Origin of the sequence: Leclercia sp. EC_58, from assembly GCF_019584355.1 — a bacterium.
Taxonomy (GTDB): Bacteria; Pseudomonadota; Gammaproteobacteria; order Enterobacterales; family Enterobacteriaceae; genus Enterobacter.
Genome location: NZ_VDAM01000001.1, coordinates 1686596 through 1709689 on the forward strand (window position 1 = coordinate 1686596; position 23094 = coordinate 1709689).

Sequence of the window (23094 nt, forward strand, 5' to 3'; positions counted from 1 at the left end):
TTTTTTTAATTGTATAGTCCTATAAGAGGTGTTCTGCATTGAATGAAGGGGGATTACAATTTTATTACCATCTTCATCGTTAGAAAATCTCTTTAATCCATATATTATTATATTGCGAAGTATGGAATATAGGGTTTTAATAATGATTGATTTGAACAATTGTAAAGGTTCACTCCACGTTTTCTTAGTTGATGATATGCATCCCGTATATTTTTTATCTGTACACAAGTAAAATTATCAATCGGAGCCGGATTTTTCTCTTTATAAAATCTTGGTTTGTCTTTTGGGTAGCTCAAGTCGACACCTAATAGATAAATGTTTTTTGCCCCTAGATAAGCAGCCAATTGAATCGAGAACATCGTGGTTGTGCAACCAAAATAGAAGCCTTGGCTAAGATTAAAGCTGAAACCGTCGCGACCAATAGCATTTATATAATAAGTTTCATCTATCAAAACAGGCGAGTCATGTTTTTTTAATTCACTACGGAAGACTCGCACTGTAGATTTTGAAATGATTTCAGTAGCTATTTTATACTTTTCAACATCTTTAATAAAACGCTCGTCACTTACAGTATAATACTTCAAATCGAAAGAGTATTCATGGCAAAGGAGAGGAGTTGCATTCATACCTATAACGATTTTGTCAGATAACAGATTCAGCGTCTTTTTATTAAGTACGGAAGGGCCATTTGCAACAATATAAATATCTTTACCATTTTCAATGTTTTTTAAATTGCTGATCTTCATAATTTTCCCTTATAGATATCAATTAAACGGTTTGCTGTTTTTTGCGGGGAAAGATATTTTTTATAGAATTTTGCGGATTGCTTTTGCATAGAGTAGATTTCTTCAGGTCTGGATAAAAGCTCAGGAAGTTTTCTGGACACGTTTTTATTGTTCATTCTGACGAAAGGAACATGTTCGGATGAGCTTGATAATGTTTCAAGAAAAATGTTGCTGAAAAAATCACTATTATTTATAACTACATTTCCAGCAGCTAAACCTTCTAATGAAATCTGATGATATGAGCCTGTAGTTATTTCATCAATAGTAATATTACATGTTTTGCGTAATTCAAACAGGGCTGAGGGCGAAATCTTACTAGGAGTAATTATTTCAAAACGTTTATCTTTAGCTATTAACTTTAATGTTCTATCAAGCTCAGCGGATACTTTATCATTCCATCTTCCACCCGTACGTGTATGGCTTGGACTGAATAATATACGGATTTTATCATCAACATTTTTAACACTAGAAGTCGCTTTAAAAGGTACTATATTTAATAGTGGAATAAAATCAGAGTAATGTCTAGGATGATACTGGCCTACTACTATTTTTTTATAGAAATCTATCCCTAATGTCTTATAAACTTCGAAAAATAATGGACCCTCACGGAGAGGTGAATGAACATGATAAACAAATTTTGATGTAGGGTTTTGATTCAAGATCAAGTGCAAACATTCTGTACTAACATCATTATGAATGTGGATAATATCAGCCGATTTAACAGAATATTTTAAAAGATCCCATGAACTTAAGCAGTCTAGCACAACACTGTTATAAATAAATTTACCCGATAGTTCACCTGGATAATCTTTTTCGATGAAGGCCAGCGAGGAAATTTCATTCTGTTTGTTTATTTCATCTGATAGGCGACCTGGACTTCCAGCTAATGGTGTCTTGCTAATATGTACTATATTCATTGCTCACTCACCTCAACGCGTAAACCATCTTTAGTTGTCGCCAAAATAAACTGTTGCAAGTCCCCCCTAATAATCACGTCTTCATACCTCTGGTATACAGACTCTCGACATAAAACAAAAGATGTACTTTGAGATAGCGCCATTGCGATTTCTTCAAAAGTACATGTTTTGGAAATAGCATTCATTTTTTTATTGATTTTGATATAAATATCATGCGTTTCTTCATTAAGTTCGTCGATATTTTCTAAAAATGGAGTATCTCCAAAACAAGGTATTAAAAGATCGTAAGGTTTTGAGCCATTGATTAATATTAAATCAGCGATTCCTTTAAGTAATTGTATGGTAGATGAGAAAACATGAGAACGGTTAAATGCGTATGCAAAATTATCGTGGCTCGAATGCAATATTGCGCTATCTATTTTGCCACTCCATTTTATGCATCGTTCTATACTATCTTTGGACGATTTCTCAGTAAAAATACAATGTACAAATACAAAGGGTGAAGTGGATTTTATTAACTGCGGAAGGTTGTTTTTAGGATCAACTATAAAAATATTTTTATAAGAAGAAAATGGTGCTGAAATCCAGTTTTTATTTTGAAATGCTTCTCTTACATCAATAAATTTGTCTAAGATAAGATTACCTGCATCGCAAAGGAAAATATTATTTTCTCTGAACCCAATAAAATTATTAGGGTTTTTTAATATGTTAGCATAAATTGGTTCATTTTTAGGTAAGCTACTTTTCCTTTCTTTAATTATAACAGATGAAAATGAAAAATTGTTTGGTTTTATGTTACCTAAAATATCATAATTTATTACACTGTTTTCATTGAAAAAAACTTTCCCAATGGAATGGTTATTCATTTCACGAATGATTTTATTGGTTTGATTTATTTCTTTTGTAGCTATTCGAGACATTACTTTTGAATCTTTAAAAAAATTCTTAGGATCTCTAAACAGTTTTTTGCATTTTCGCTGTAGTGTATTAATACTCATAAAATCATTCCATAAATATGATGATAAGAAGAAGCAATTTCTTCCCAAAGTTGTGGTTTTTTTCTAAATGATTGTTTGATATCGCCATTAATATGGGAAATATGACTAAGTATAAGATTTATGTCTTTTTCTAAATCAAAAGAAAGCATATCTTTTTCATAAATGAATTCGTTAACCATGCCACAATTAGAGGATATCACTCTACATCCAGCGGAGATTGCTTCCGGAAGTGACGCTGGTCCCCCTTCGTATGGGCTGCAGATTAAGACCACGTCAATAATGCTATATATACGCACGAGAGATTTATAATTTTTAGGATTCAGTATTGTGACATTATTAAAACTATTAAGTGAGGAATGTTCCCAATCTCGGCCAATCAAGAAAAAATGCACCTTTTCAGAGGGCATTTTGTCAATTAATTTTCTAAGATAAACATTTCCTTTTCGACCATCTTGATAGTTCTTTGAGAAAATGGCTATGTTCGATTTATTATGTGGATACTTTTGTTTTCTTAGTAAAAGTGAAGCATCGTACCCGTGATTGATTAAATGTTTTTCTGCATGTTTGAATTCCCATCTTAAATATTCGTTTTTATTTATAAACACTAAATGGTTAAAGCAATCCAATCGCTCTAAAGTAGTGTTTATATCATCATGCTGCCTAAGATCTAATAAATCAAAATGTATCGTGCAAAGGGAATTTTTACGAACTTCGTTACATTTATTTGGGCGATGATAATGATAAATATGACTATCATTAATTGGATCGATAGAAACAATATGTTTATAATTTATCGGATCAAACATTGAGAGTCTACTTATAAAATCTTCGAATATTGAGGATTTTGTATCAACACTCATTACGTGGTTAATTGTGATCATTTTTATAATCAAAAATTATTAGGACAAATGATTTTATAAAACGTTATGTTTACTATATAAAAAATGGGTTTTAAGTTATCGACCATAAAACCCATGAATTGATATTAATAACTATTAAAGTATAATAAGGTTTTATTTCACAAATAAAAAATGACCTGTTAAGATTTTGTTTGAAGCAAAAGTTTTTTATGATTGAGTGAATCATAAATTAATGTATTTATCTTTTATTTTAGCGTATGGTAAACTTTGGTTTTGTGGATATAAATTGCCATATGTTTATTGGAGAAAATTTTTAATGAGATTGCCCAAAATGCAATTAATCATAAAAATCGATTATCCCAACTGGATAATTAATATCATTCAATACTAACAGTTGTTTAATTTGATGTTCGCGCATTAATTCTTCAGCATCGTTTAACATTGAATGCTGAGAGGCTGTGATAGGACTATGGGTCATAATATCTTTAGCCTTAAATGTATTCAAATCAAAATCATCTAATGTCATTGCCCGGCGTAAATCCCCGTCAGTAATTACCCCTAGCAAAACATCATCATTCATCACCAATGCTATGCCATGCTGATCTTGAGTCATATCAACTATAACCTCTTTCAAGGCTGCATCAGGAACCACCCTTGTTAGTCGTTCACTCATTACATCTTTTAAACGAGTTAGCAAACGACGACCCAAACTACCACCGGGATGGAATCTTGCAAAATCATTGGGCATAAAGCGGCGTTTACTTATCAGTGCTGATGCCAACGCATCACCAATCGCCATAGTCAAGGTAGTTGAAGTAGTAGGGGCTAAGTTGTTGGGGCAGGATTCACTTTGCATTTTTATTTCTAGTACTGCATCAGCGTTCTTAGCAAGTGTGGATTGTAATCCGCCCGTGATAGCGATAATACGGTTACCAAAATTTTTCAGTGAAGGGATGAGTTTTAAAATCTCATCAGTTTCGCCACTATTTGATATTAAAATAACCACATCATCACAAGTGATCATTCCCAGATCACCATGAAACGCTTCCGCAGGATGTACAAAAAAACTAGGCGTACCGGTGGAAGCAAGCGTTGCAGACATTTTACGCCCTACGTGGCCGGATTTTCCCATACCACAGATAATGACATGGCCCTTGCATTGAAGCATCAACGAAAGGGCTAGCTTATATTGCGCTTTGTTAAAATGTTCCGACAACGTCAGCAACGTCTCACCCTGTTGCTTTAATGTCTGTTTAATGCTTTCAGTAATGTCCCCATCAAATGGAACTTCATCATAAAAACTGCGAACATCCACTGTCTGTTGGTTTTTCATAATGTTAATTTCTCGGATAAGCTACATTAAAATAAGGATATAAATTTTTTTCTAAAGATGGGTTAGTCCTGGTGCTCACGCAGCGTAGCAAGGCCCATCACAATCAGCCCATACATTAAACACAGTAGTACTCCGATGGTTGCGAGGTTATAAAGACGTCGAGGGTACTCTGCATCTTGAGCAAGGGTAGGCTGGCTCACCACAAGCAAGTGTTTAAGCTTGCGGTACGCCTCAACCCGAGCTTGTTCCAAGCTGATAAGACCACTTTTATAAAGGTCCGCCGCTAAAGTTGCCTGCGTTTGAACATCCATATAGCGAGCGGTTACTTCGTTCATTGCATCTTGATCGGTACCAGTAAGTCTGGCTTTTTCCTGCGCCAGCTGCTCAGTTAAGGCTTCCGCTCTGGCCTTAACAGAAATGACAGCGGGGGCCGTATCCTTCATATAACTCTGCAATTGTTTCAGCTGCGCCTGTTGGCTTGCCAGTTCGCTTTCGATCTGGCTGACCACCCCCAGACGGGCAGTACTGGTTGATTCAGGACTAATCAGGTTATGTTTATTCTGGAAATCAAGAACCTTCGCTTTTTCATCCTGAACACGCTGATAGGCACGATCGACTTCCTTTTCAACAAAGGCCAGTTGTTCCAGCGCTACCTGATGGCCGAGTTTATTGATAAAGCCCTCTGATTCTTTAAGCATCAGGTTTACTACGCGTTGACCATAAGCAGGATCAAATGCTTGCAGTTCAACCGTTAGCACCCCCGAAAGATCATCGAGACGTAATGACAGATGATCCCGATAATATTTAAGGAAATCCTCCTGGCTTACATCACCTGATAAGCGAGAAAAATAATCAATGTCATGGCTTTGATAATGTGCTTTCAGACCTAACTCTTTATCCAGTTTTGCAAGCATATCTGGAGAGTTAAGATAATCTTGAACCAGCAATACATCTTCATGATTGCTTCCACCGAGGCCCAGCATTGACAGTGTGTCAGGCAACATTTTTATTTGATCTGCTTGTTTAATGACTAATTGCGCCCGGCTCACATACCGATCTGACGCAATTAAACCAAAATAGAGAACAGCGATTGCAAAACAGGCGACAACCCACATAAAACTGCCGAGCTTAAGGCTCTGTTTCCATGATTGCTGAGCAAGACGGAACCCGCTGGAGTCGACAATAAAATGTTTTGGTTTGGTTTTTAACTTGCGCAGCTTACGCATCATTCCTGATGCTTTATTGGAACGAATTGGTTGGGTCATGATTTTATCGGTTGATTACAAATTCTGATAAATGCGGATGGCGTCGTCAATTTTATCAAACACCTCGAGAGCGCTGTTGCGCAGTAAAATTCCCATATCGCATTGTTGGCGTAAGTTATTCATATCGTGCGATACCATGATTAAGCTGGCGGTCTCGCGTTTTTGATTAAATATATCAATACATTTCTGCTTGAAGCGGGCATCACCCACCGACATGATTTCGTCGGTCAGGTAGATTTCGAAATCAAAGGCCATGCTTACGGCAAAAGAGAATTTCGATTTCATACCGCTGGAGTAGCCCTTAATCGGCAGTTCAAAATGCTGACCGATTTCAGAGAACTCTTTTACCCACTCCTCGATAGCCTGAGTGTCACGTACGCCATGAATACGGCAAACAAAGCGGGTATTTTCCCGCCCGGTCATACTGCCCTGAAATCCCCCGTTCAGAGCAAGAGGCCACGAGACGCGACAATGGCGGGTCACTTTGCCCTTATTAGGCATATCCATGCCGCCCAGCAGACGTAAGAGGGTGGATTTACCCGCGCCGTTGACGCCCAAAATACCGATATTGCGATCGCGTGGAAGCGTAATACTTACGTCTCGCAAAACATAATTTCGGCCAAACTTAGTGGGGTAATACTTGGAAACGTTATCCAGAACAATCATGCTATCCCCTTAGCTGGCAATCAGGCGGCGATGGCTCAGGCGATAGCTGCTCATAGCAAACGTCAGCAGTATCAATGTCACCCCGAAAAGATACGTCCAGCTGACATTCGGGCTGGCGTAGCCAGCGATCCAGCCAGATCGTATCAACTCAAGGGCGTGTACCAGCGGGTTCCATAAAAACCAATGCTGATATTGTGCCGGGATGCTTGCGAGGGGATACATAACGCAGGAGATAAACATTAACGGCATCATCAACAAACCGAGGAATTTTTCAGCCTCATTCACTAAGTTGCCCGTAATGCAAAAGACGATGCCCAATGAAAACGAAAAAATCATCAACATCATATAAACCAGAATAACTTGCAATGGGTCAGCTGGTACGGCATCAAACCCAAACCACAATAATCCCAGTATCAGGATGCCGCCGACCATCATGCCAACAATGGTTTCGAGGATAAACCGGGCGATAAAGGTAGAGAACGGCGTCACCTGGCGGTAGCAGAACAAACCTTTGTTAGCATTGACCGCTGACTGGAGTTTGCTCACTACATTTTTAAAAAAGATGAACGGTAAATAGCCGGCTGTAATGAAGAGGGGGGCAGGTGCGCCACCAAAACCGCTGTGCCCACGCATCCCAAAAATCGCGCTAAACAGAGCGATCATCAACAACGGATCCAACAACGCCCAGGCATACCCCAGCCGATAACTCCCAAATCTCGTTTTCAGTTCACGAATAAGCAGGCCAAACGTCACATCCCTCAGCACCTGGAACGAGCTGCGGGGCGTCTGGTTGATAACAGGTTTAAGCATAAGAAGGCCGATATCACAGAACGGGCCCGCGATGGGGCGAGCCCGCATTGAGGTTTAGTTCAGGACCACGTTGGCCGCCACGGCAACTTGATAGATGACCTGGGTGATGTCCTTGATGGACTGCATCATTTTGCTGTCCACTTTCGGCATGACCAGAATCTGATCGCCTGGCATAACATCACCGCCGTCTTTAAACTCCATCAGCCCGTTAGCATGTACCACGGCAATGCGCTTGTCGTTCGCACGGTCGGTATAGCCGCCCGCCCAGGCTACGTAGTCTTCCAGACTGGCGCTTTTGTTGTAGACCACCGCCTGCGGCATCATCACTTCGCCACCCACCTGAATCAGGTCGGTTTTGTTCGGGATCACAATCTGGTCGCCCTGTTCCAGCAGGATGTTGGCGATCACGCCCTTATCCGCCACCACCACTTTACCCAGCGGCTGAACCTTGCGGGCTTTTTCCACAAAGCGCATCACCAGCTCGGCTTCTTTGGTCCGGATAGAGGCTTCACCGTCAGAATTGGCTGGCGCGGTAAACACGCTGCGCTCCAGGCGGTTGAGGGAATCTTCCAGCATCTCTTTCTGCCGCGCGGCCACGCTCTTACGCATGATGTAGATCGAGCCGTAATCCGCCATGTTCGGATCAATCGGGATGTGGTTCAGCAGATCGTGCAGACGGGTCTCTTTACGCACGGTGAAGTAAGATGGCCCGCGATAGCTGCCCATCACCTGCACATCGTACACCTGCGCATGCATATCGTCGTTGAACAACACCTTGTCGCCGTCGCTCAGCTGAACGCGGTCGAAATCTTTATATGGCATATAGACCGAGAACGGGCCGTTGGAGCGATCGCCAATCACGCCCACGTGGCTCACTTTGGCGAGGGGCAGGGCGTAATCGATCAGTTCCGAGCCGAGCGCGGTGCTGTTCTTCAGCTCAAAGCGGAACGGGTTACGCACTTTACCGGCCACGTTGATCATCGGCCCCTGCGGTTCCACCAGGATCACGTCCTGATCTTTGAGGGACAGCTTCGGCATTTTTCCCTGCTGCATAAACTCATACAGGTCGATCTGCTGGATCACACGGTTCTGACGTAACACCTTAATGTGACGATAGCTTCCGCGGTCGGAGTCGATGCCGCCAGCGCGTTTCAGGAAATATAAAACGCTGTCGGAAGATTGTCCGGCATATTGTCCAGGGCGGATCACTGGCCCGGTGACATATACACTGACCGGCGTCGCGGTAAGTAAATTAACGTAAACATTTACGTTATTGGTGAAGACTTCGCTGATATGGCTGGTGACTAAGTTATTGACTTTACTCGCCGCCACATTTTTGACATTAATCGGCCCGACATCGGGAATAAAAATATTCCCCTGATTATCAACAGTTACCACGTTGGAGAAATTAACCGCGCCCCAGATCCAGATATTCAGCTTATCGCCGGGAGCGATCAGATAATTATCGTTTAAGCCGTCACTGCGCTCGGTTTCATAACCACCGGCAAACAGGTTGGCACCGTACGGAGGGGGAAGGCCGGACTCGGACTGCGGCAGTAATTTACGCACGTCGGACTCGCCCGGCAGTAACATGCCCTGGCGGTTTTGCTGCGCGAAAGTACCGGTAGTGGAGGAGGTATTGGCCTGGCCGCTCATCGCTTGCTCACCGCCAAGCTGCAGTCGGCCATCGCCGTTATCTGCCGGGGCGTTCATCCCAAATGCCTGGGCTTCTTGCTGAGTGGGGGCGGCTAAAGATGCGCAGGAGACGCAGGCCAGTAACAGGACGGCACTCAATTGCCGTAAATTCGTTATCTTCACAACATTTCTCTTCAAAATTATTGCACTGCAAGCAGGTTACTGGCGGAAGCCTGTTCCAGCTGCGGTACCAGATACCAGGTATCACCGTTCTTGCAGGTCACACCGCGCTGGGACTGGTTGTAGTTGCGGTTACGCAGCAGTTCAATGCATTCCAGCCCAAGGGCAGAGACATAGCGCTGGCCTAACGTGTACGTATTGCCATTGGCGCTGAGCGATGCGCCCTGCGGCAGCGTGTTCAGAGGTTGTTGCAGGTTAGCTGCCATAGCATGCAGGTCGGTAGAAGCGTTCTGATTCACAAGCGGTCGGGATGCTTCAACCTGCTTCGGAGAATATGCGCAGCCACTCAGCATGAGGGCGAGCGAAATCACCACAAGGCGAGTTACGTTCTTCATAAATCAATATTTTCCAACAAATCAATAACTGGCATGTGAAATAAAATGTTGATGGCATACAACCGCTTCTAATAGCTAAGCAGTTGATAAATCTTGCAGGTGCAGGAGCAGCAAAAAAACGCAGGCGTTAAGTCAGAACAGCCAAAAAAAGGGTAGGCTACCGCACGGAAAAGTACCATTCCGGTTAAAAAACGTGCAGATTTTGTTGTGGTGACGCAGGTGTACTATTCAGTAAACAACTAATTTGAACTTTATTATTCACGAAAATGTTTCCGTGTCGGAGATTACATAATTAGGAACATTCTGTCATTTGAATTTCATTCAAACTGGACACGAGACACGCAAAAATAGCAAAAGACTATTAACTCTGGTGGGGGCAGGAAAATTATTTATCGACTATATGAATGTATTGCGGTGAACTATTTCTAAGGTAAATCAAATTGACTAAAAAACAGCCAGTCACGGAGGCGGCTGGCTGTTGAAAAGAGTGTTAAATTGTTACTTCTTGTTCAATTAACACCGGATGAAATCTGCGCTTAAAGTAAATCAGCCCGTGTCCCTCCTGGCTCAGGTGGATGTTTTTGACCTCCACCAGGTAGACCAGATGGGTGCCGATGGTCTGCACCTGGCTAATCTCACCTTCCAGACTTGCCAGCGCCCCCTTTAATACCGGCTGGGCCAGCACGCCTTTCTGCCAGCAGGAGAGGGTGAACCGCTCCTCCATGGTCATGCCGGTCATCCCGGCAAAATGGCGCGCCATCAGCTCCTGTTCATGGTTGAGCACGTTAATGCACAGCTTGCCGTTACCCTGAAAAACCGGGTTCATGGCGCTGCTGGTATTCAGGCACACCATCACCGAGGGGGGCGTATCCGTTACCGAGCAGACGGCGGTAGCGGTGATGCCGCAGCGTCCGGCTTCGCCATCGGTGGTAATCACATTGACCGCCGCAGAGAGGCTGGCCATCGCGTCACGAAAACGCAGGCGTTGTTCATCATGTTGCATATTGACCTCCCGCTGCCTTATTTCAGCAGCTTGTCCAGCAGGTTGATATCGGTGTTGTTGTGCAGGTGCGGAACCGTCCAGCCGTTCTGGTCGTACTCAGACAGGCAGCGATCGACCATCGCCATCATTTTGTCCATGTTGCCGGAGGTCTGCGCCTGGCGCAGGCACTGCAGGCGGATTTCATCCTGGCTACCGGAGTAGTTGATCTCGTACAGCTCATGACGACCGCCAAACTCGCTGCCGATGGCATCCCACATCAGTTTTAAAATCTTGATGCGCTCCACGTGGTCCATGCCGTTGGAGCCACGCACATATTTCGCCAGGTATTTGTCGATCTGCGGATTGTTCAAGTCGCGGGCGCTGGACGGCAGGTAGATCAGGCCGCTGGTGACGTTGCGCTCGATGATGTTTTTGATCTTCGCGTAGGCCATCGGGGCCATCACGCGGTAGGTTTGCAGCGCCGCGTGGTCCGGCAGGTAGGCGCCGTTTACCCACGGTGTGGCTTCTGAGCACATGGAGTCGCTGAGCGCCCAGAACATGTTGCGCCAGGCCACCACTTCACCAAGATCGGCCTGCACGCCGCGGAACTCAGAAGTGCCGGTACATTCCAGCGATTTTTTCAGCAGAGCGGTAATGAAGTCGAGCTTCACTGCCAGACGCACACACGCCTGTAGCGGATACATGCGGGCGAAACCGCCTTCCATGGTCCAGCGGCGGCAGCGGTCGAAATCGCGGTAGATCAGCACGTTCTCCCACGGGATCAGCACATTATCCATCACTAGAATGGCATCGTTTTCGTCGAAGCGGCTGGTGAGCGGGTAGTCGTAAGGGGAGCCGGTCGCGCCAGCCACCAGCTCGTAGGAGGCGCGGGAGATCAGCTTCACCCCTTCGGCGTCCATCGGGGCGACAAACATCAGGGCGAAGTCGGGGTTATCCCCCATCACCTGTGCCGAGCCAAAACCGATCATGTTGTAGTGGGTCAGCGCCGAGTTGGTAGCAACCACTTTCGCGCCGCTGACGATGATCCCGGCGTCGGTCTCTTTCTCCAGCTTGATGTAGACATCTTTCACTTCGTCAGCCGGTTTATGGCGATCGATCGGTGGGTTGACGATGGCGTGGTTAAAGTACAGGCCGGTTTCCTGGATACGGGTGTACCAGTTGCGGGCGTTCTGCTCGAACTGACCATAAAAGGCCGGATTCGCCCCCAGCGCGCAGCCGAAGGCCGCTTTGTAATCCGGGGTGCGCCCCATCCAGCCGTAGCTCAGACGTGACCACTCGGCGATGGCATCGCGCTGCTGACGCAGATCGTCGGCACTTTTCGCCACGCGGAAGAACTTATGGGTGTATCCGCCGTTGCCGGTATCGGTGTTCCAGCAGAGCGTGTCCTGCATGTCAGGTTTGTGCAGCGCATCGTAGAGCTGCGCGACCGAGGCGGCCGCATTGCGAAACGCCGGATGGGTGGTCACATCTTTCACGCGCTCGCCGTAGATATAGATCTCACGGCCATCTTGCAGGCTTTTCAGATACTCTTCGCCGGTTAACGGGCGGGTGGTGCTCGCGCGGAAATCTTCAGGTTTCATAGGGACCTCGTATCGGAATAGGTTTGTTAAATTTATGTTTTGTTTTTGTTGTTTAATTGAAGCGTGAGAGCGGCAGGACGTGAAGGGACGAATAGGTCAACGACGGGTACTTTTCAGGCGGGTGCAAGATTTGTGATCGGGGTGGGTTTCGCCGGGTGGCGCTAACACTTACCCGGCCTACAATCCGTAGCCCCGGTAAGCGCAGCGCCACCGGGGAAATTCACGACACTGGCACTTTCTGTGCCCGATACTTGCTTGGCGAACACCCTACTAAGCGGTTAAAAAACCGGGCGAAATAGGCCGGGTCTTTGAATCCCAGCTGCCAGGCAATCTCATTCACGGCGCTGTCGGAGAAGACCAGCAGCCGCCTTGCTTCGCGCAACTGTCGGTCGAAGATGAGCCGTTTCGGCGGCCGGTTGGCGAAACGGCGGCAGATGTCAGTCAGTCGCGATTCGGTGAGGTGCAGTTCGCTGGCATATTCCGGCACTGTCCAGTGCTGGTGGAAGTGCGCGTCAACCAGCTGAGTAAAGCGCTGGAACAGTTTCAGTTCGCCGCGCATGCCGTAGGCCTCGTGATCGTCGAGCTTTGCGTTGCGCAGCAGCAGGGTGAATACCGCCTGCGCCAGCAGTGCCAGGGTGTGCTCCCGTGCGGGAAGCTGGGCGATGGATTCGCGTTCAATCAGCCGCCAGTAATGAGAAAGCGCCGCCAGCTCATCGGGTTTATCGGCCAGCGACAGGCAAATCCCCGGCAGCCCGAAGGTCTCCCGGGTGCCGGGGTAGAGCACTTCCAGCAGCGGCCAGATCAGATCCTCATGCACCGTCAGCACGTGCCCGTCGCTGTCCGATTCGGTGAAAAATGCGTGCGGCACCGAGGGCGGGGTGAGGACAAACAGCGGGGCCTGCACCGAGTAACGGTGATCGTCCAGCTGCAGCTCAATCTGCCCGGTATCAAGAAAGTGCATCTGAAAATAGCGGTCGTGGCGATGGGCCTGCATATCGCGGCCAAAAAAGGCCGCCATACGCGCAAAGGACTGGTAATGCACATCGTCCGTCCCCAGGCTCTCGTCGTACTCTTTGCTGATGTCGATATTGGTAATCGGGCTCTGGCACATAACCTCTCCTCAGTGGATCTTCTGCGTCGCCATGTCCGGCACGTTTGCACGGCTCTCCTGCCGGGACATCGGAATACGCGTCAGCACCAGCGCACCCACCACCAGCAGCCCGGCCACGAACCACAGCCCGGAGCTGAAGCTGCCGGTGGCATCGCGCAAAATGCCGATCAACAGCGGGCTGACGGCGGAGCCGACGTTGCCGATAGCATTGATCACCGCCAGCGCCACCGCCCGGGATTGCAGGCTAATAACCTGATCTGGCGTGGTCCAGAAGATCGCCATGGCGGTAAACGATCCGGTTGAGGCCATGATGATGCCAAGCAGCTGGATCAGGCTGTGATCGGTCGCCGACGCCAGCAGCCATCCCGCCGCCGCAAAAAGGTACGGCAGGATGGTGTGCTTTTTTCGTTCTTTCAGCCTGTCGGAGCGACGGCTCCACCAGATCATCCCGAGGATGGTGCAAAACTGCGGGATCGCCGCCAGCAGGCCGATCACGATATTGCTGCTGCCGGTGTTGAAGCTTTGCAGGATCTGCGGCGTCCAGATGTTGATGGCGCTGAGCGTGTTGGTCAGGCAGAAGTAGGCCAGGGTGTAGAGCAGCACCGCCGGGGTCAGCACTTCACGCAGCGTCGAGCGCGGCGTGGCGGCATGTGCCACGGCGTTCTCCTGCTCGCGGGCGATCATCGTTTTCAGGGTCTGCTTCTCTTCGTCGTCCAGCCAGGTGGCCTGATCCGGCGTGTCGTTCAGGAAGAACCAGGTCACCACCCCAAGCACCACCGACGGCAGACCTTCCAGCAGGAACAGCCACTGCCAGCCCTTCAGGTTCCACAGCCCGTCCAGCGCCAGAATGTAGCCGGAGAGGATCGAGCCCAGCATCATGGTCACCGGCATGGCGATCATAAAGAGCGCGTTGGCGCGGGCGCGGTGATAGGCGGGGAACCACCAGGTGAGATAGACCAGAATGCCCGGCAGGAAACCGGCTTCGGCAATGCCCACCAGCATACGCAGCACGTAGAGGGTTTCGGGGCTGGTGGCGAACATGGTGCAGGTCGAGGCGATGCCCCACACCACCATGATTCCGGCGATCCAGCGGCGCGCGCCAATCTTCGCCAGCATGATATTGCTGGGGATCCCGCACAGCACGTAGGTGACGTAAAAGAGCGTTGCGGCCAGGCCAAACATGGTGGAGGTGAGGCCCAGATCTTTGCCCATCGTCAGCCCGGCAAAGCCGATATTGATGCGGTCAAGGAACGAGAAGACAAAGAGAATAAAGAGAAACACGATCAAACGACGAAACAGCTTATTGATGACGCGATGTTCAACGGCTTTTTTATTATCAGGGTGCAGGGTAGAGGTCGTGATGTTGCGCTCCACAGTGTCCGTTCAATAGACGGATTTATTGTTATTAACTGACGTAACCGGTTTATCGATAAAGCGTGCCGCCAGCGCTTCGGCGCCGCGGGCGAGCAGGGTGGTGTCCACGCCGACGGCGACAAACAGCGCCCCGAGTTCGAGATAGCGTTTCGCCAGCTGCTCGTTCGCCATCAGGATGCCGGGCGCTTTGCCCGCAGCCCGGATCTGCGCGATCGCCTGTTCGATGGCGGCCTGCACCTCCGGATGCTGTGGATTACCAGCAAAGCCCATATCGGCGCTGAGGTCCGCCGGGCCGATAAACACCCCGTCGACGCCCTCCACATCCAGGATCTGCGGCAGGTTTTTCAGCGCCTCGCGGGTTTCAATCTGTACCAGCACGCACATGGCGTCGTTGGCCTGATGCAGGTAATCGGGAATGCGATTCCAGCGTGACGCGCGGGCCAGCGCACTGCCGACGCCACGAATACCCGCCGGCGGGTAGCGGGTTGCGCGTACCGCCAGCCGGGCCTCGTCGGCGTTCTGCACCATCGGCACCAGCAAGGTTTGCGCGCCCACGTCCAGCAGCTGTTTGATCTGCACCGGATCGTTCCACGACGGGCGCACCACCGGCTGGCTGGGGTAGGGGGCGATGGCCTGGAGTTGGGTCAGAACGGTCTGCACGTTGTTAGGGGCGTGCTCGCCGTCGATCAGCAGCCAGTCGAAGCCGGCCCCCGCCAGCAGTTCGGCGCTGTAGCTGCTGGTCAGCCCCAGCCATAAGCCGATCTGGGGTTTGCCCGCTTGCAGTGCCGCTTTGAATGCGTTTTCCATGGTCGTCTCCTTACACAAAGCGGCAGCTGATAGAGCCCATGTTGCCGTAGTCCACATGGAAGGTATCGCCCTTGCTCGCCGCGACCGGGCGGGTAAAGGAGCCGCCGAGAATGATCTGGCCGGGTTCCAGCTGCACGTCGTAGGGCGCCAGCTTGTTCGCCAGCCACGCCACGCCGTTGGCCGGGTGGTTGAGCACGCCAGCGGCAACGCCGGTCTCTTCGATCACGCCGTTGCGGTAGAGCAGGGCAGAGATCCAGCGCAGATCCAGCTCGTCCGGGCGGATCGGGCGGCCACCGAGGATCACCCCGGCGTTGGCGGCGTTATCGGAGATGGTGTCGAACACTTTGCGCGGGCGCTGGGTTTCCGGATCGATGTTGTGGCAGCGGGCGTCGATCAGCTCCAGCGCGGGGATGACGTAGTCTGTGGCGTTGTAGACGTCGAACATCGTGCAGTTCGGGCCCCGCAGCGGTTTCGCCAGCACGAAGGCCAGCTCCACCTCAATGCGTGGGACGATAAAGCGGTCGGTAGGGATATCGCTGCCGTCGTGGAAGAACATGTCGTCCAGCAGGGCGCCGTAGTCCGGCTCGCTGATCTGCGAGCTGGCCTGCATTGCTTTTGAGGTGAGGCCGATCTTGTGGCCTTTCAGCACGCGGCCTTCGGCGATTTTCAGGCTCACCCATTCGCGCTGGACGGCGTAGGCGTCGTCGATGGTGATCTGCGGGTAATCCAGCGAGATCGCACGGATCTGCTCCCGGGTCTGTTCCGCCTGATGCAGGCGATGGGCAATCAGGGTATGGGTCTGTTTGTCGAGCATGGCGATATCCTGTTTTGCCGGGTGGCGCTACGCTTACCCGGCCTACGGTTGATGCTGCTGTTTGCCGGGTGGCGCAGCGCCACCGGGCATGAGGGCGCGCTACTTAAACAAGGCGTGCACGTTGTTCTGTTTGAAGTTCAGCGTCGGGTGCAGCTCGTCGATTTCAAACGACAGCGCCAGGTAACGAGCGTCCATCAGCCCGGCGAAGTGGTCTTTAATCAACGTAAATAGCATCTCCCCCACCTGCTGACGGCTCTCAAGGCTGCGGCCCGCGCCGATCTTCAGCGTCATATGCACAAAGGCGTAGTCGTGCTTACCGTCGGCCATCTGCCAGGTGTCCAGCCAGTGCGCGCGGCTGCGGATGCCGCCGAGGGGGAAGATACCCGTGGCGGCCAGCGCCTCGTTGACTTTGGCGAACAGGCCCGGCAGGTCGGCCTGGTCGCGGATGTTGTCGGTGCATTCAGCAATAAAGTGCGGCATGGGACATCCTTATGCGGGCAGAGGGAAAACGGCGTTAACCTGACCGGTGCCGGAGCTGGGGAACAGCTCGGTGAGAAACTCCACCTTGCCGTCGTATTTGTCCCAGCCGAGCATGCCCAGCAGCATCACCGTGTCGTGCATGTTGCCTTCGCCGTAGCAGCAGTCGGCGTACTCCGGCAGCATGCTGCAAAACTCTTTGAACTGACCTTCACGCCACAGCTTTACCACCCGCTCGTCCATCTGGCGATCAAACTCGCGGGTGTAGCTGTTCATCCCCTCTTCGGCGCGCTGGTCGTCAATAAAGCGGTGTGAGAGCGAGCCGCTGGCGAGCACCGCCACGGTGCCGTCATATTTCTCGATGGCGCTCAGGATGGCCTCGCCCAGCCTGCGGCTGTCGGCGAAATCATGCACCGTACAGAAGGCCGAGATGGAGACCACCTTGAAATGCTTGTCGACGTTCATGTAGCGCATCGGCACCAGGGTGCCGTACTCCAGCTTCAGGCTCGGAATGTTGTGCGCTTTAGCGCGCACGCCAAGCTTCACCGCCTCGTCGGCAATCAGCTGGCCCAGCGCCGGGTTGCCGTTGTAGTCGTAGGTCATGTCGCGGATAAAGTGCGGCAGCTCATTGCTGGTGTAGACGCCCGAAAAATGGTCCGCACAGTTGATGTGATAGGCGCTGTTCACCAGCCAGTGGGTGTCGAAGACGATAATGGTGTCCACACCCATCTCGCGGCAGCGTCTACCGATCTCTTTATGCCCGTCGATGGCCCCCTGACGGCAGCCAAAGTTTTTACCCGGGATCTCAGAGAGATACATCGACGGAACGTGGGTGATTTTTGCTGCTAACGCTAACTTGCCCATTTCATACCCCCCATTTCGGGATCGGATGGTCGCCCATGGAGATGCAGACGTTCTTCATCTCGGCGAAGACTTCAAAGCTGTACTCGCCGCCTTCGCGTCCGGTGCCGGAGGCCTTCACGCCGCCAAACGGCTGGCGCAGATCGCGCACGTTCTGGGTGTTCACAAACACCATGCCCGCTTCGATATTGCGCGCCAGACGCAGCACCTTGCTGACATCCTGGGTCCAGATGTAGGACGCCAGGCCGTACTCCACGTCGTTGGCCAGGCGCAGCCCTTCCGCTTCGTCCTTAAACGGCAGCAGGCAGGCCACTGGCCCAAAGATCTCCTCTTGGGCCACGCGCATGCGGTTGTCGACATCCGCCAGCACTGTTGGGCGCAGGAAGTTGCCGCCTTTCAGATGGGCAGGCAGATCGGTTGGTTTGTCCGGGCCGCCCGCCAGCAGGGTCGCCCCCTCCTCAATGCCGAGGCGGATATAGCCGGAGACTTTCTCCCAGTGCTGCTGGCTGATGAGCGCCCCAATCTGGGTGTTCGGATCGGTCGGGTCACCCACCCGCAGGCGGTTGGCGCGCTCGGCGAAGCGTTTGACGAATTCCGGGTAGATGCTCTGCTGGATGAAGATGCGCGAGCCCGCGGTGCAGCGTTCGCCGTTGATAGAGAAGATGGTGAACAGGGCGGCGTCCAGCGCGCGTTCGATATCGGCATCTTCAAAAATCAGTACCGGCGATTTACCCCCCAGCTCCATGGAGTATTTTTTCAGCCCGGCGCTCTGCATGATGCGCCGTCCGGTGGCGGTACCGCCGGTGAACGACACGGCCCGCACGTCCTGATGGCGTACCAGCGCATCGCCAGCCGTGGCACCATAGCCCTGCACCACATTCAGCACCCCCGCCGGAATACCCGCCTCCAGCGCCAGCTCGCCCAGACGGTCGGCGGTCAGCGGGGAGAGTTCAGACATCTTCAGTACCGCGGTGTTACCCAGCGCCAGGCAAGGCGCAACCTTCCAGGTGGCGGTCATAAAGGGTACGTTCCACGGCGAGACCAGGGCGCAAACCCCCACCGGCTGTACCAGGGTGTAATTGAGCATCTTGTCGTCGACCGGGTAGGTTTTGCCGTTCATCTGCTGGCACACCTCGGCGAAGAATTCGAAGTTGTGCGAGGCGCGCGGGATCAGCACGTTTTTAGTCTGGTGGATCGGCAGGCCGGTGTCGGCAGTCTCCATCGCGGCAATTTCCGGCACGTTCTGGTCGATCAGATCGCCCAGGCGACGCATCAGGCGCGCGCGCTCCTTCATCGGCAGGTTGGCCCATTTCGGGAAGGCTTCTTTGGCGGCGGCGACGGCCTGATGAATTTCCGCTTCTCCGCCGGAGGCGACTTCTGCCAGCACCTCGCCGGAGGCCGGGTTGGTGGTGTGGAAATAGTCGTTACCCGCGACGTTCTTACCGTTGATCCAGTGGTTAATCTTTTTCATTATTTGGCCTCCTCGCTGACAATCCGGTTGACCAGACGGCCAACGCCTTCCACTTCCACCACCACTTCATCCCCCGGGCGCACGTCGGCGAGCCCTTTCGGCGTGCCGGTAGCGATCATGTCCCCCGGCTGCAGGGTCATAAATTCACTTAAGTACGCAATCAGGAACGGGATGCTGAAGATCAGATCGGCCGTGGTCCCTTGCTGGCGCAGCTCGCCATTGACGAAGGTGCGCAGGGTTAAGTTATGCGGGTCAGGAATGGCCGCTTTTGGCACGATGTTGGGGCTGATGGGGGTTAACCCGTCGCGGCTTTTGACCCGCAGGTTGGGGCGATAGTAGTTTTCCAGGTAGTCGCGGATGGCGTAGTCGTTGCAGACCGTATAGCCCGCGACATAGTCCATCGCCTCGGCTTCGCTGACCTTACGCGCGGTTTTGCCGATCACCACCACCAGCTCCGCTTCGTAGTGCATGTACTCAACGTTGTCCGGACGCACCGAAGTCTGGTTGTCACCGTTAAAGGTGTTCGGCGCTTTGATAAACACCAGCGGCTCGGTCGGCGGCTTGAAGTCCAGCTCGCTGGCGTGATCGGCGTAGTTCAGGCCGAGGGCAAACAGCGTGGGGTGAGGGTTTGCACCCTGAGCGATGGCGACGTCGCGTTCATTGACAACCGGGTTTTCCAGCGTCGGGAAGCCTTCCGCCAGAATGCGCACGCGGTCGCCTGGCTGGAGCGGCACGCGCGAGTGCGGAGTGCCGAGCAGAATCGCGTCGCCGGGGTTGAGCGTTGCAAACTCACTCAGGGCGCTCAGCAGTTCAGCGGCGTTACGCTGCAAATCGGCGGTATTCCAGTGGTCTGCTTCGCGGCCGTTGATCTCGGTGATGATGGTCAGGTTATCCACGTTGTCGACGGCGGCGAGTTCACCCAGCGGGCAAAAGCCGTCCCGGCATTTGGCTTTGATCGCCGGGCGGTAGAAGCTCTTTTCCGGCAGGCTTACCTCGTTTGCCAGCGCGTACCCGGCAATGTAGTCGGCGGCCTCTTCCGGGCTGACTTTGCTCGCGGTCTTGCCGACAATCAGCGCCACCGTGGCACCGCTCAGTACCTGTTCCCCTTCAGGATGCGGGATGGCATCACCGGCGCGGATCAGGGTATTGCGCGGTTTAATAAACCAGACGGCGGTTTTCGGTGGCGTGTTGTATGGGGGCTGGTTAAATGCGTCACGCCAGGCATCAAGCTGGCTACGGTGATTGAGTGCCACCGCGAAAACAGTACCTTTCATCACTTTCTCCTCTGGCCCGGGTTACGGGTTTTGAGTTCATTAATATGTTAATGATTAGGTTTTAGCCCCTCACTGTGTGTTTGGCAAACAGAAGTGAATATTTTGTGATATTGATAACAATAAATTTACATTTACGATATATTAGTCATATATATCAGTTAGTTAATATTTTAATGTGATATCTGTTAGACTTTTCAGTCGCGCCGCTGGTGCGCAGAGAGAGCGTTATGCATTGATTGTTTCGTTATTAATGATGTTGAGGTGGGAGCGCCATGCACGATTCGTTAACTATCGCACTACTCCAGGCGCGGGAAACCGCGATGACCTTTTTTCGCCCGATTATCAAGCAGCAGAATCTGACGGAGCAGCAGTGGCGGATCGTGCGCGTACTGGCGGAACATCCGTCGATGGATTTTCATGACCTGGCCTTCCGCACCTGTATTCTGCGCCCAAGCCTGACCGGGATCCTGACGCGTATGGAGCGTGACGGGCTGGTGCTGCGCTTAAAGCCGCTCAACGACCAGCGCAAGCTCTATGTTTCGCTCACCAAAGAGGGGAACGCCCTGTATGAACGCGCCCAGGCGCAGGTGGAAGAGGCCTATCAGCAGATTGAGGCGCGGTACACGCCGGAGAAAATGCAGCAGCTGACGGCCCTGCTACAGGAGTTTATTGCGCTGGGCGATGGGCAGGTTAACAGCCAGGAAGAGGAGTAGATCGCTGCGGTCATCAACACAATTTCCGTAAAGTTTTCCCATTCCAGGCCGAAAATTCTGTACCTGTCTGGTGGAATGAGAAATCATGTTAAATCGTATCAAGATTGTTACTAGCTTATTGCTGGTATTAGTTATTTTTGGCTTATTACAGCTCACATCCGGTGGCCTTTTCTTTAATGCCCTGAAGCATGACAAAGAAAACTTCACCGTCCTGCAAACCATTCGTCAGCAACAGTCCACGCTTAACAGCAGCTGGGTAGCGTTGCTGCAAACCCGTAACACCCTGAACCGCGCGGGCATCCGCTACATGATGGATCAGAACAACATCGGTAGCGGTGCCACCGTGAACGATCTGATGCAGATTGCGGCTGCTTCACTGAAGCAGGCGGAAAAAAGCTGGGCGGAGTACGAAGCCCTGCCGCGTGACCCGCGTCAGAGTGAAGGCGCCGCGCTGGAAATCAAACGTAACTACGATATCTATCATGGTGCGCTGGCCGAACTGATCCAGCTGCTGGGCGCAGGCAAGATCAATGAGTTCTTCGATCAGCCGACCCAGAGCTACCAGGATGGCTTTGAGAAGCAGTACGTTAACTATCTGCAGCAGAACGATCATCTGTATCAGACCGCCGTGGACGACAGCAACAGCTCTTACAGCCAGGCCCTCTGGATCCTGCTCAGCGTGCTGATCCTGGTGCTGGTGGTAATTGTCGGCGTGTGGCTGGGTATCCGTCACGCCCTGATCTCTCCGCTGAACCGTCTGACTGACAGCATTCGTCATATCGCCAGCGGCGATCTGGTGAAACGCATCGAAGTGGAAGGTTCTAACGAGATGGGCCAGCTGGCCGATACGCTGCGTCACATGCAGGCTGAACTGATGCGTACCGTCGGCGACGTACGTAATGGCGCTAACGCCATCTACAGCGGCGCGAGCGAAATCTCCATGGGCAACAACGATCTCTCCTCCCGTACCGAGCAGCAGGCGGCCTCGCTGGAAGAGACCGCAGCCAGCATGGAAGAGCTGACCGCCACCGTGAAGCAGAACGCCGAGAACGCCCGTCAGGCGAGCCATCTGGCGCTGAGCGCATCCGAAACCGCGCAGAAAGGCGGCAAAGTGGTGGATAACGTGGTGCAAACCATGCGTGACATCGCCGGAAGTTCCCAGAAGATTGCTGACATCATCAGCGTGATCGACGGTATTGCCTTCCAGACCAACATCCTGGCGCTGAACGCGGCGGTAGAAGCGGCGCGTGCCGGTGAGCAGGGTCGTGGCTTTGCGGTGGTAGCGGGTGAAGTCCGTAACCTGGCCCAGCGCAGCGCCCAGGCGGCACGTGAGATCAAGAGCCTGATTGAAGACTCCGTGGGTCGCGTCGAAGTGGGTTCCACGCTGGTGGAAAGCGCCGGTGAGACCATGGGTGAAATCGTCAGCGCGGTGACCCGCGTGACCGACATCATGGGTGAGATCGCCTCTGCCTCTGACGAGCAGAGCCGCGGGATCGACCAGGTGGGTCTGGCGGTGGCCGAGATGGATCGCGTCACCCAGCAGAACGCCTCGCTGGTGCAGGAATCTGCGGCGGCAGCGGCGGCACTGGAAGAGCAGGCGAGCCGTCTGACTCAGGCAGTGGCGGTGTTCCGCATTCAGCAGGAGCAGCAGAAAGCCCATTCACACGCGGCGGTGAAAACCGTGATGTCGCCGGTGACGACGCGCAAAGCGGCCGTTACCGACAGCGGTGACAACTGGGAAACCTTCTGATGTAAAAAAGCGCCC

22 protein-coding genes are annotated in these 23094 nt (G+C 51.5%); 2 read left to right on the forward strand and 20 right to left on the reverse strand.

The window, feature by feature from the left end:
• Window positions 1–107: 107 nt before the first annotated feature.
• The 20 genes from FHC51_RS08240 to hpaG all read right to left on the reverse strand — a co-directional run bounded on the left by FHC51_RS08240 (window position 108) and on the right by hpaG (window position 20616).
• Window positions 108–746 (reverse strand): 6-hydroxymethylpterin diphosphokinase MptE-like protein, encoded by a 639-nt coding sequence (locus tag FHC51_RS08240; protein ID WP_220435300.1) that lies wholly within the window; start codon window positions 744–746, stop codon window positions 108–110.
• The gene (locus FHC51_RS08245) at window positions 743–1702 is read right to left on the reverse strand and encodes a hypothetical protein (RefSeq protein WP_220435301.1); all 960 of its coding nucleotides are present in this window, start codon (window positions 1700–1702) and stop codon (window positions 743–745) included. The genes FHC51_RS08240 and FHC51_RS08245 overlap by 4 nt, the downstream gene beginning before the upstream one ends.
• Entirely contained in the window at window positions 1699–2700 is a 1002-nt protein-coding gene (locus tag FHC51_RS08250; protein WP_220435302.1) for a hypothetical protein, read from the reverse strand. Before FHC51_RS08250 ends, FHC51_RS08245 begins: the two co-directional genes overlap by 4 nt.
• A complete protein-coding gene (locus FHC51_RS08255; RefSeq protein ID WP_220435303.1) occupies window positions 2697–3506 on the reverse strand; it encodes a glycosyltransferase in 810 nt (269 codons plus the stop codon). The genes FHC51_RS08250 and FHC51_RS08255 overlap by 4 nt, the downstream gene beginning before the upstream one ends.
• A gap of 391 nt (window positions 3507–3897) precedes the next feature.
• A complete protein-coding gene (locus FHC51_RS08260; protein ID WP_220435304.1) occupies window positions 3898–4893 on the reverse strand; it encodes an SIS domain-containing protein in 996 nt (331 codons plus the stop codon).
• A gap of 62 nt (window positions 4894–4955) precedes the next feature.
• Entirely contained in the window at window positions 4956–6158 is a 1203-nt protein-coding gene (locus tag FHC51_RS08265) for a sugar transporter (protein WP_220435305.1), read from the reverse strand.
• Window positions 6159–6173: 15 nt separating this feature from the next.
• Window positions 6174–6824 (reverse strand): ABC transporter ATP-binding protein, encoded by a 651-nt coding sequence (locus FHC51_RS08270; protein WP_220435306.1) that lies wholly within the window; start codon window positions 6822–6824, stop codon window positions 6174–6176.
• A 9-nt stretch (window positions 6825–6833) separates the two neighbouring features.
• Window positions 6834–7634, reverse strand: coding sequence for an ABC transporter permease (locus tag FHC51_RS08275; protein ID WP_220435307.1), 801 nt, complete (start codon window positions 7632–7634; stop codon window positions 6834–6836).
• Window positions 7635–7688: 54 nt separating this feature from the next.
• Entirely contained in the window at window positions 7689–9452 is a 1764-nt protein-coding gene (locus tag FHC51_RS08280) for a polysaccharide biosynthesis/export family protein (protein ID WP_114388015.1), read from the reverse strand.
• A 17-nt stretch (window positions 9453–9469) separates the two neighbouring features.
• A complete protein-coding gene (locus FHC51_RS08285) occupies window positions 9470–9844 on the reverse strand; it encodes a hypothetical protein (RefSeq protein WP_220435308.1) in 375 nt (124 codons plus the stop codon).
• A gap of 490 nt (window positions 9845–10334) precedes the next feature.
• Window positions 10335–10847: a 4-hydroxyphenylacetate 3-monooxygenase reductase subunit gene (locus FHC51_RS08290; protein ID WP_220435309.1), complete on the reverse strand. Its 513-nt coding sequence runs from the start codon at window positions 10845–10847 to the stop codon at window positions 10335–10337.
• A gap of 17 nt (window positions 10848–10864) precedes the next feature.
• Window positions 10865–12427, reverse strand: coding sequence for a 4-hydroxyphenylacetate 3-monooxygenase, oxygenase component (gene hpaB / locus FHC51_RS08295; protein ID WP_220435310.1), 1563 nt, complete (start codon window positions 12425–12427; stop codon window positions 10865–10867).
• A 220-nt stretch (window positions 12428–12647) separates the two neighbouring features.
• Window positions 12648–13538, reverse strand: a complete 891-nt coding sequence (gene hpaA / locus FHC51_RS08300; RefSeq protein WP_220435311.1) for a 4-hydroxyphenylacetate catabolism regulatory protein HpaA — start codon at window positions 13536–13538, stop codon at window positions 12648–12650.
• Between the two features lie 9 nt (window positions 13539–13547).
• Window positions 13548–14900, reverse strand: coding sequence for a 4-hydroxyphenylacetate permease (gene hpaX / locus FHC51_RS08305; protein ID WP_220436668.1), 1353 nt, complete (start codon window positions 14898–14900; stop codon window positions 13548–13550).
• Between the two features lie 21 nt (window positions 14901–14921).
• Window positions 14922–15719, reverse strand: a complete 798-nt coding sequence (gene hpaI / locus FHC51_RS08310) for a 4-hydroxy-2-oxoheptanedioate aldolase (protein WP_220435312.1) — start codon at window positions 15717–15719, stop codon at window positions 14922–14924.
• 10 nt (window positions 15720–15729) lie between these two features.
• Window positions 15730–16533 (reverse strand): 2-oxo-hept-4-ene-1,7-dioate hydratase, encoded by an 804-nt coding sequence (hpaH, locus tag FHC51_RS08315; protein WP_220435313.1) that lies wholly within the window; start codon window positions 16531–16533, stop codon window positions 15730–15732.
• 99 nt (window positions 16534–16632) lie between these two features.
• Entirely contained in the window at window positions 16633–17013 is a 381-nt protein-coding gene (locus tag FHC51_RS08320; RefSeq protein WP_156237721.1) for a 5-carboxymethyl-2-hydroxymuconate Delta-isomerase, read from the reverse strand.
• Between the two features lie 9 nt (window positions 17014–17022).
• Window positions 17023–17874 carry a 3,4-dihydroxyphenylacetate 2,3-dioxygenase gene (hpaD, locus tag FHC51_RS08325; RefSeq protein WP_220435314.1) on the reverse strand — a complete coding sequence of 284 codons (852 nt, stop codon included), beginning with the start codon at window positions 17872–17874 and terminating at the stop codon, window positions 17023–17025.
• 1 nt (window position 17875) lies between these two features.
• Entirely contained in the window at window positions 17876–19342 is a 1467-nt protein-coding gene (gene hpaE, locus FHC51_RS08330) for a 5-carboxymethyl-2-hydroxymuconate semialdehyde dehydrogenase (RefSeq protein WP_220435315.1), read from the reverse strand.
• The gene (hpaG, locus tag FHC51_RS08335; RefSeq protein ID WP_220435316.1) at window positions 19342–20616 is read right to left on the reverse strand and encodes a 4-hydroxyphenylacetate degradation bifunctional isomerase/decarboxylase; all 1275 of its coding nucleotides are present in this window, start codon (window positions 20614–20616) and stop codon (window positions 19342–19344) included. The genes hpaE and hpaG overlap by 1 nt, the downstream gene beginning before the upstream one ends.
• A 272-nt stretch (window positions 20617–20888) precedes the next feature.
• Here hpaG and hpaR point away from each other — a divergent pair, with 272 nt between their 5' ends.
• Entirely contained in the window at window positions 20889–21329 is a 441-nt protein-coding gene (gene hpaR, locus FHC51_RS08340; protein WP_103178148.1) for a homoprotocatechuate degradation operon regulator HpaR, read from the forward strand.
• 85 nt (window positions 21330–21414) lie between these two features.
• Window positions 21415–23079: a methyl-accepting chemotaxis protein gene (gene tsr, locus FHC51_RS08345; protein WP_114388004.1), complete on the forward strand. Its 1665-nt coding sequence runs from the start codon at window positions 21415–21417 to the stop codon at window positions 23077–23079.
• Window positions 23080–23094 lie beyond the last annotated feature (15 nt).

Bases quoted from the DNA above. Each gene is read 5' to 3' on its own strand.
- hpaB (WP_220435310.1), bottom strand. From the start codon at position 12,427: ATGAAACCTGAAGATTTCCGCGCGAGCACCACCCGCCCGTTAACCGGC.
- hpaH (WP_220435313.1), bottom strand. From the start codon at position 16,533: ATGCTCGACAAACAGACCCATACCCTGATTGCCCATCGCCTGCATCAG.
- hpaR (WP_103178148.1), top strand. From the start codon at position 20,889: ATGCACGATTCGTTAACTATCGCACTACTCCAGGCGCGGGAAACCGCG.
- FHC51_RS08245 (WP_220435301.1), bottom strand. From the start codon at position 1,702: ATGAATATAGTACATATTAGCAAGACACCATTAGCTGGAAGTCCAGGT.
- FHC51_RS08270 (WP_220435306.1), bottom strand. From the start codon at position 6,824: ATGATTGTTCTGGATAACGTTTCCAAGTATTACCCCACTAAGTTTGGC.
- FHC51_RS08240 (WP_220435300.1), bottom strand. From the start codon at position 746: ATGAAGATCAGCAATTTAAAAAACATTGAAAATGGTAAAGATATTTAT.
- hpaG (WP_220435316.1), bottom strand. From the start codon at position 20,616: ATGAAAGGTACTGTTTTCGCGGTGGCACTCAATCACCGTAGCCAGCTT.
- FHC51_RS08290 (WP_220435309.1), bottom strand. From the start codon at position 10,847: ATGCAACATGATGAACAACGCCTGCGTTTTCGTGACGCGATGGCCAGC.
- FHC51_RS08255 (WP_220435303.1), bottom strand. From the start codon at position 3,506: ATGTTTGATCCGATAAATTATAAACATATTGTTTCTATCGATCCAATT.
- hpaE (WP_220435315.1), bottom strand. From the start codon at position 19,342: ATGAAAAAGATTAACCACTGGATCAACGGTAAGAACGTCGCGGGTAAC.
- FHC51_RS08285 (WP_220435308.1), bottom strand. From the start codon at position 9,844: ATGAAGAACGTAACTCGCCTTGTGGTGATTTCGCTCGCCCTCATGCTG.
- FHC51_RS08250 (WP_220435302.1), bottom strand. From the start codon at position 2,700: ATGAGTATTAATACACTACAGCGAAAATGCAAAAAACTGTTTAGAGAT.
- FHC51_RS08320 (WP_156237721.1), bottom strand. From the start codon at position 17,013: ATGCCGCACTTTATTGCTGAATGCACCGACAACATCCGCGACCAGGCC.
- hpaA (WP_220435311.1), bottom strand. From the start codon at position 13,538: ATGTGCCAGAGCCCGATTACCAATATCGACATCAGCAAAGAGTACGAC.
- FHC51_RS08265 (WP_220435305.1), bottom strand. From the start codon at position 6,158: ATGACCCAACCAATTCGTTCCAATAAAGCATCAGGAATGATGCGTAAG.
- FHC51_RS08275 (WP_220435307.1), bottom strand. From the start codon at position 7,634: ATGCTTAAACCTGTTATCAACCAGACGCCCCGCAGCTCGTTCCAGGTG.
- hpaI (WP_220435312.1), bottom strand. From the start codon at position 15,719: ATGGAAAACGCATTCAAAGCGGCACTGCAAGCGGGCAAACCCCAGATC.
- hpaD (WP_220435314.1), bottom strand. From the start codon at position 17,874: ATGGGCAAGTTAGCGTTAGCAGCAAAAATCACCCACGTTCCGTCGATG.
- FHC51_RS08260 (WP_220435304.1), bottom strand. From the start codon at position 4,893: ATGAAAAACCAACAGACAGTGGATGTTCGCAGTTTTTATGATGAAGTT.
- tsr (WP_114388004.1), top strand. From the start codon at position 21,415: ATGTTAAATCGTATCAAGATTGTTACTAGCTTATTGCTGGTATTAGTT.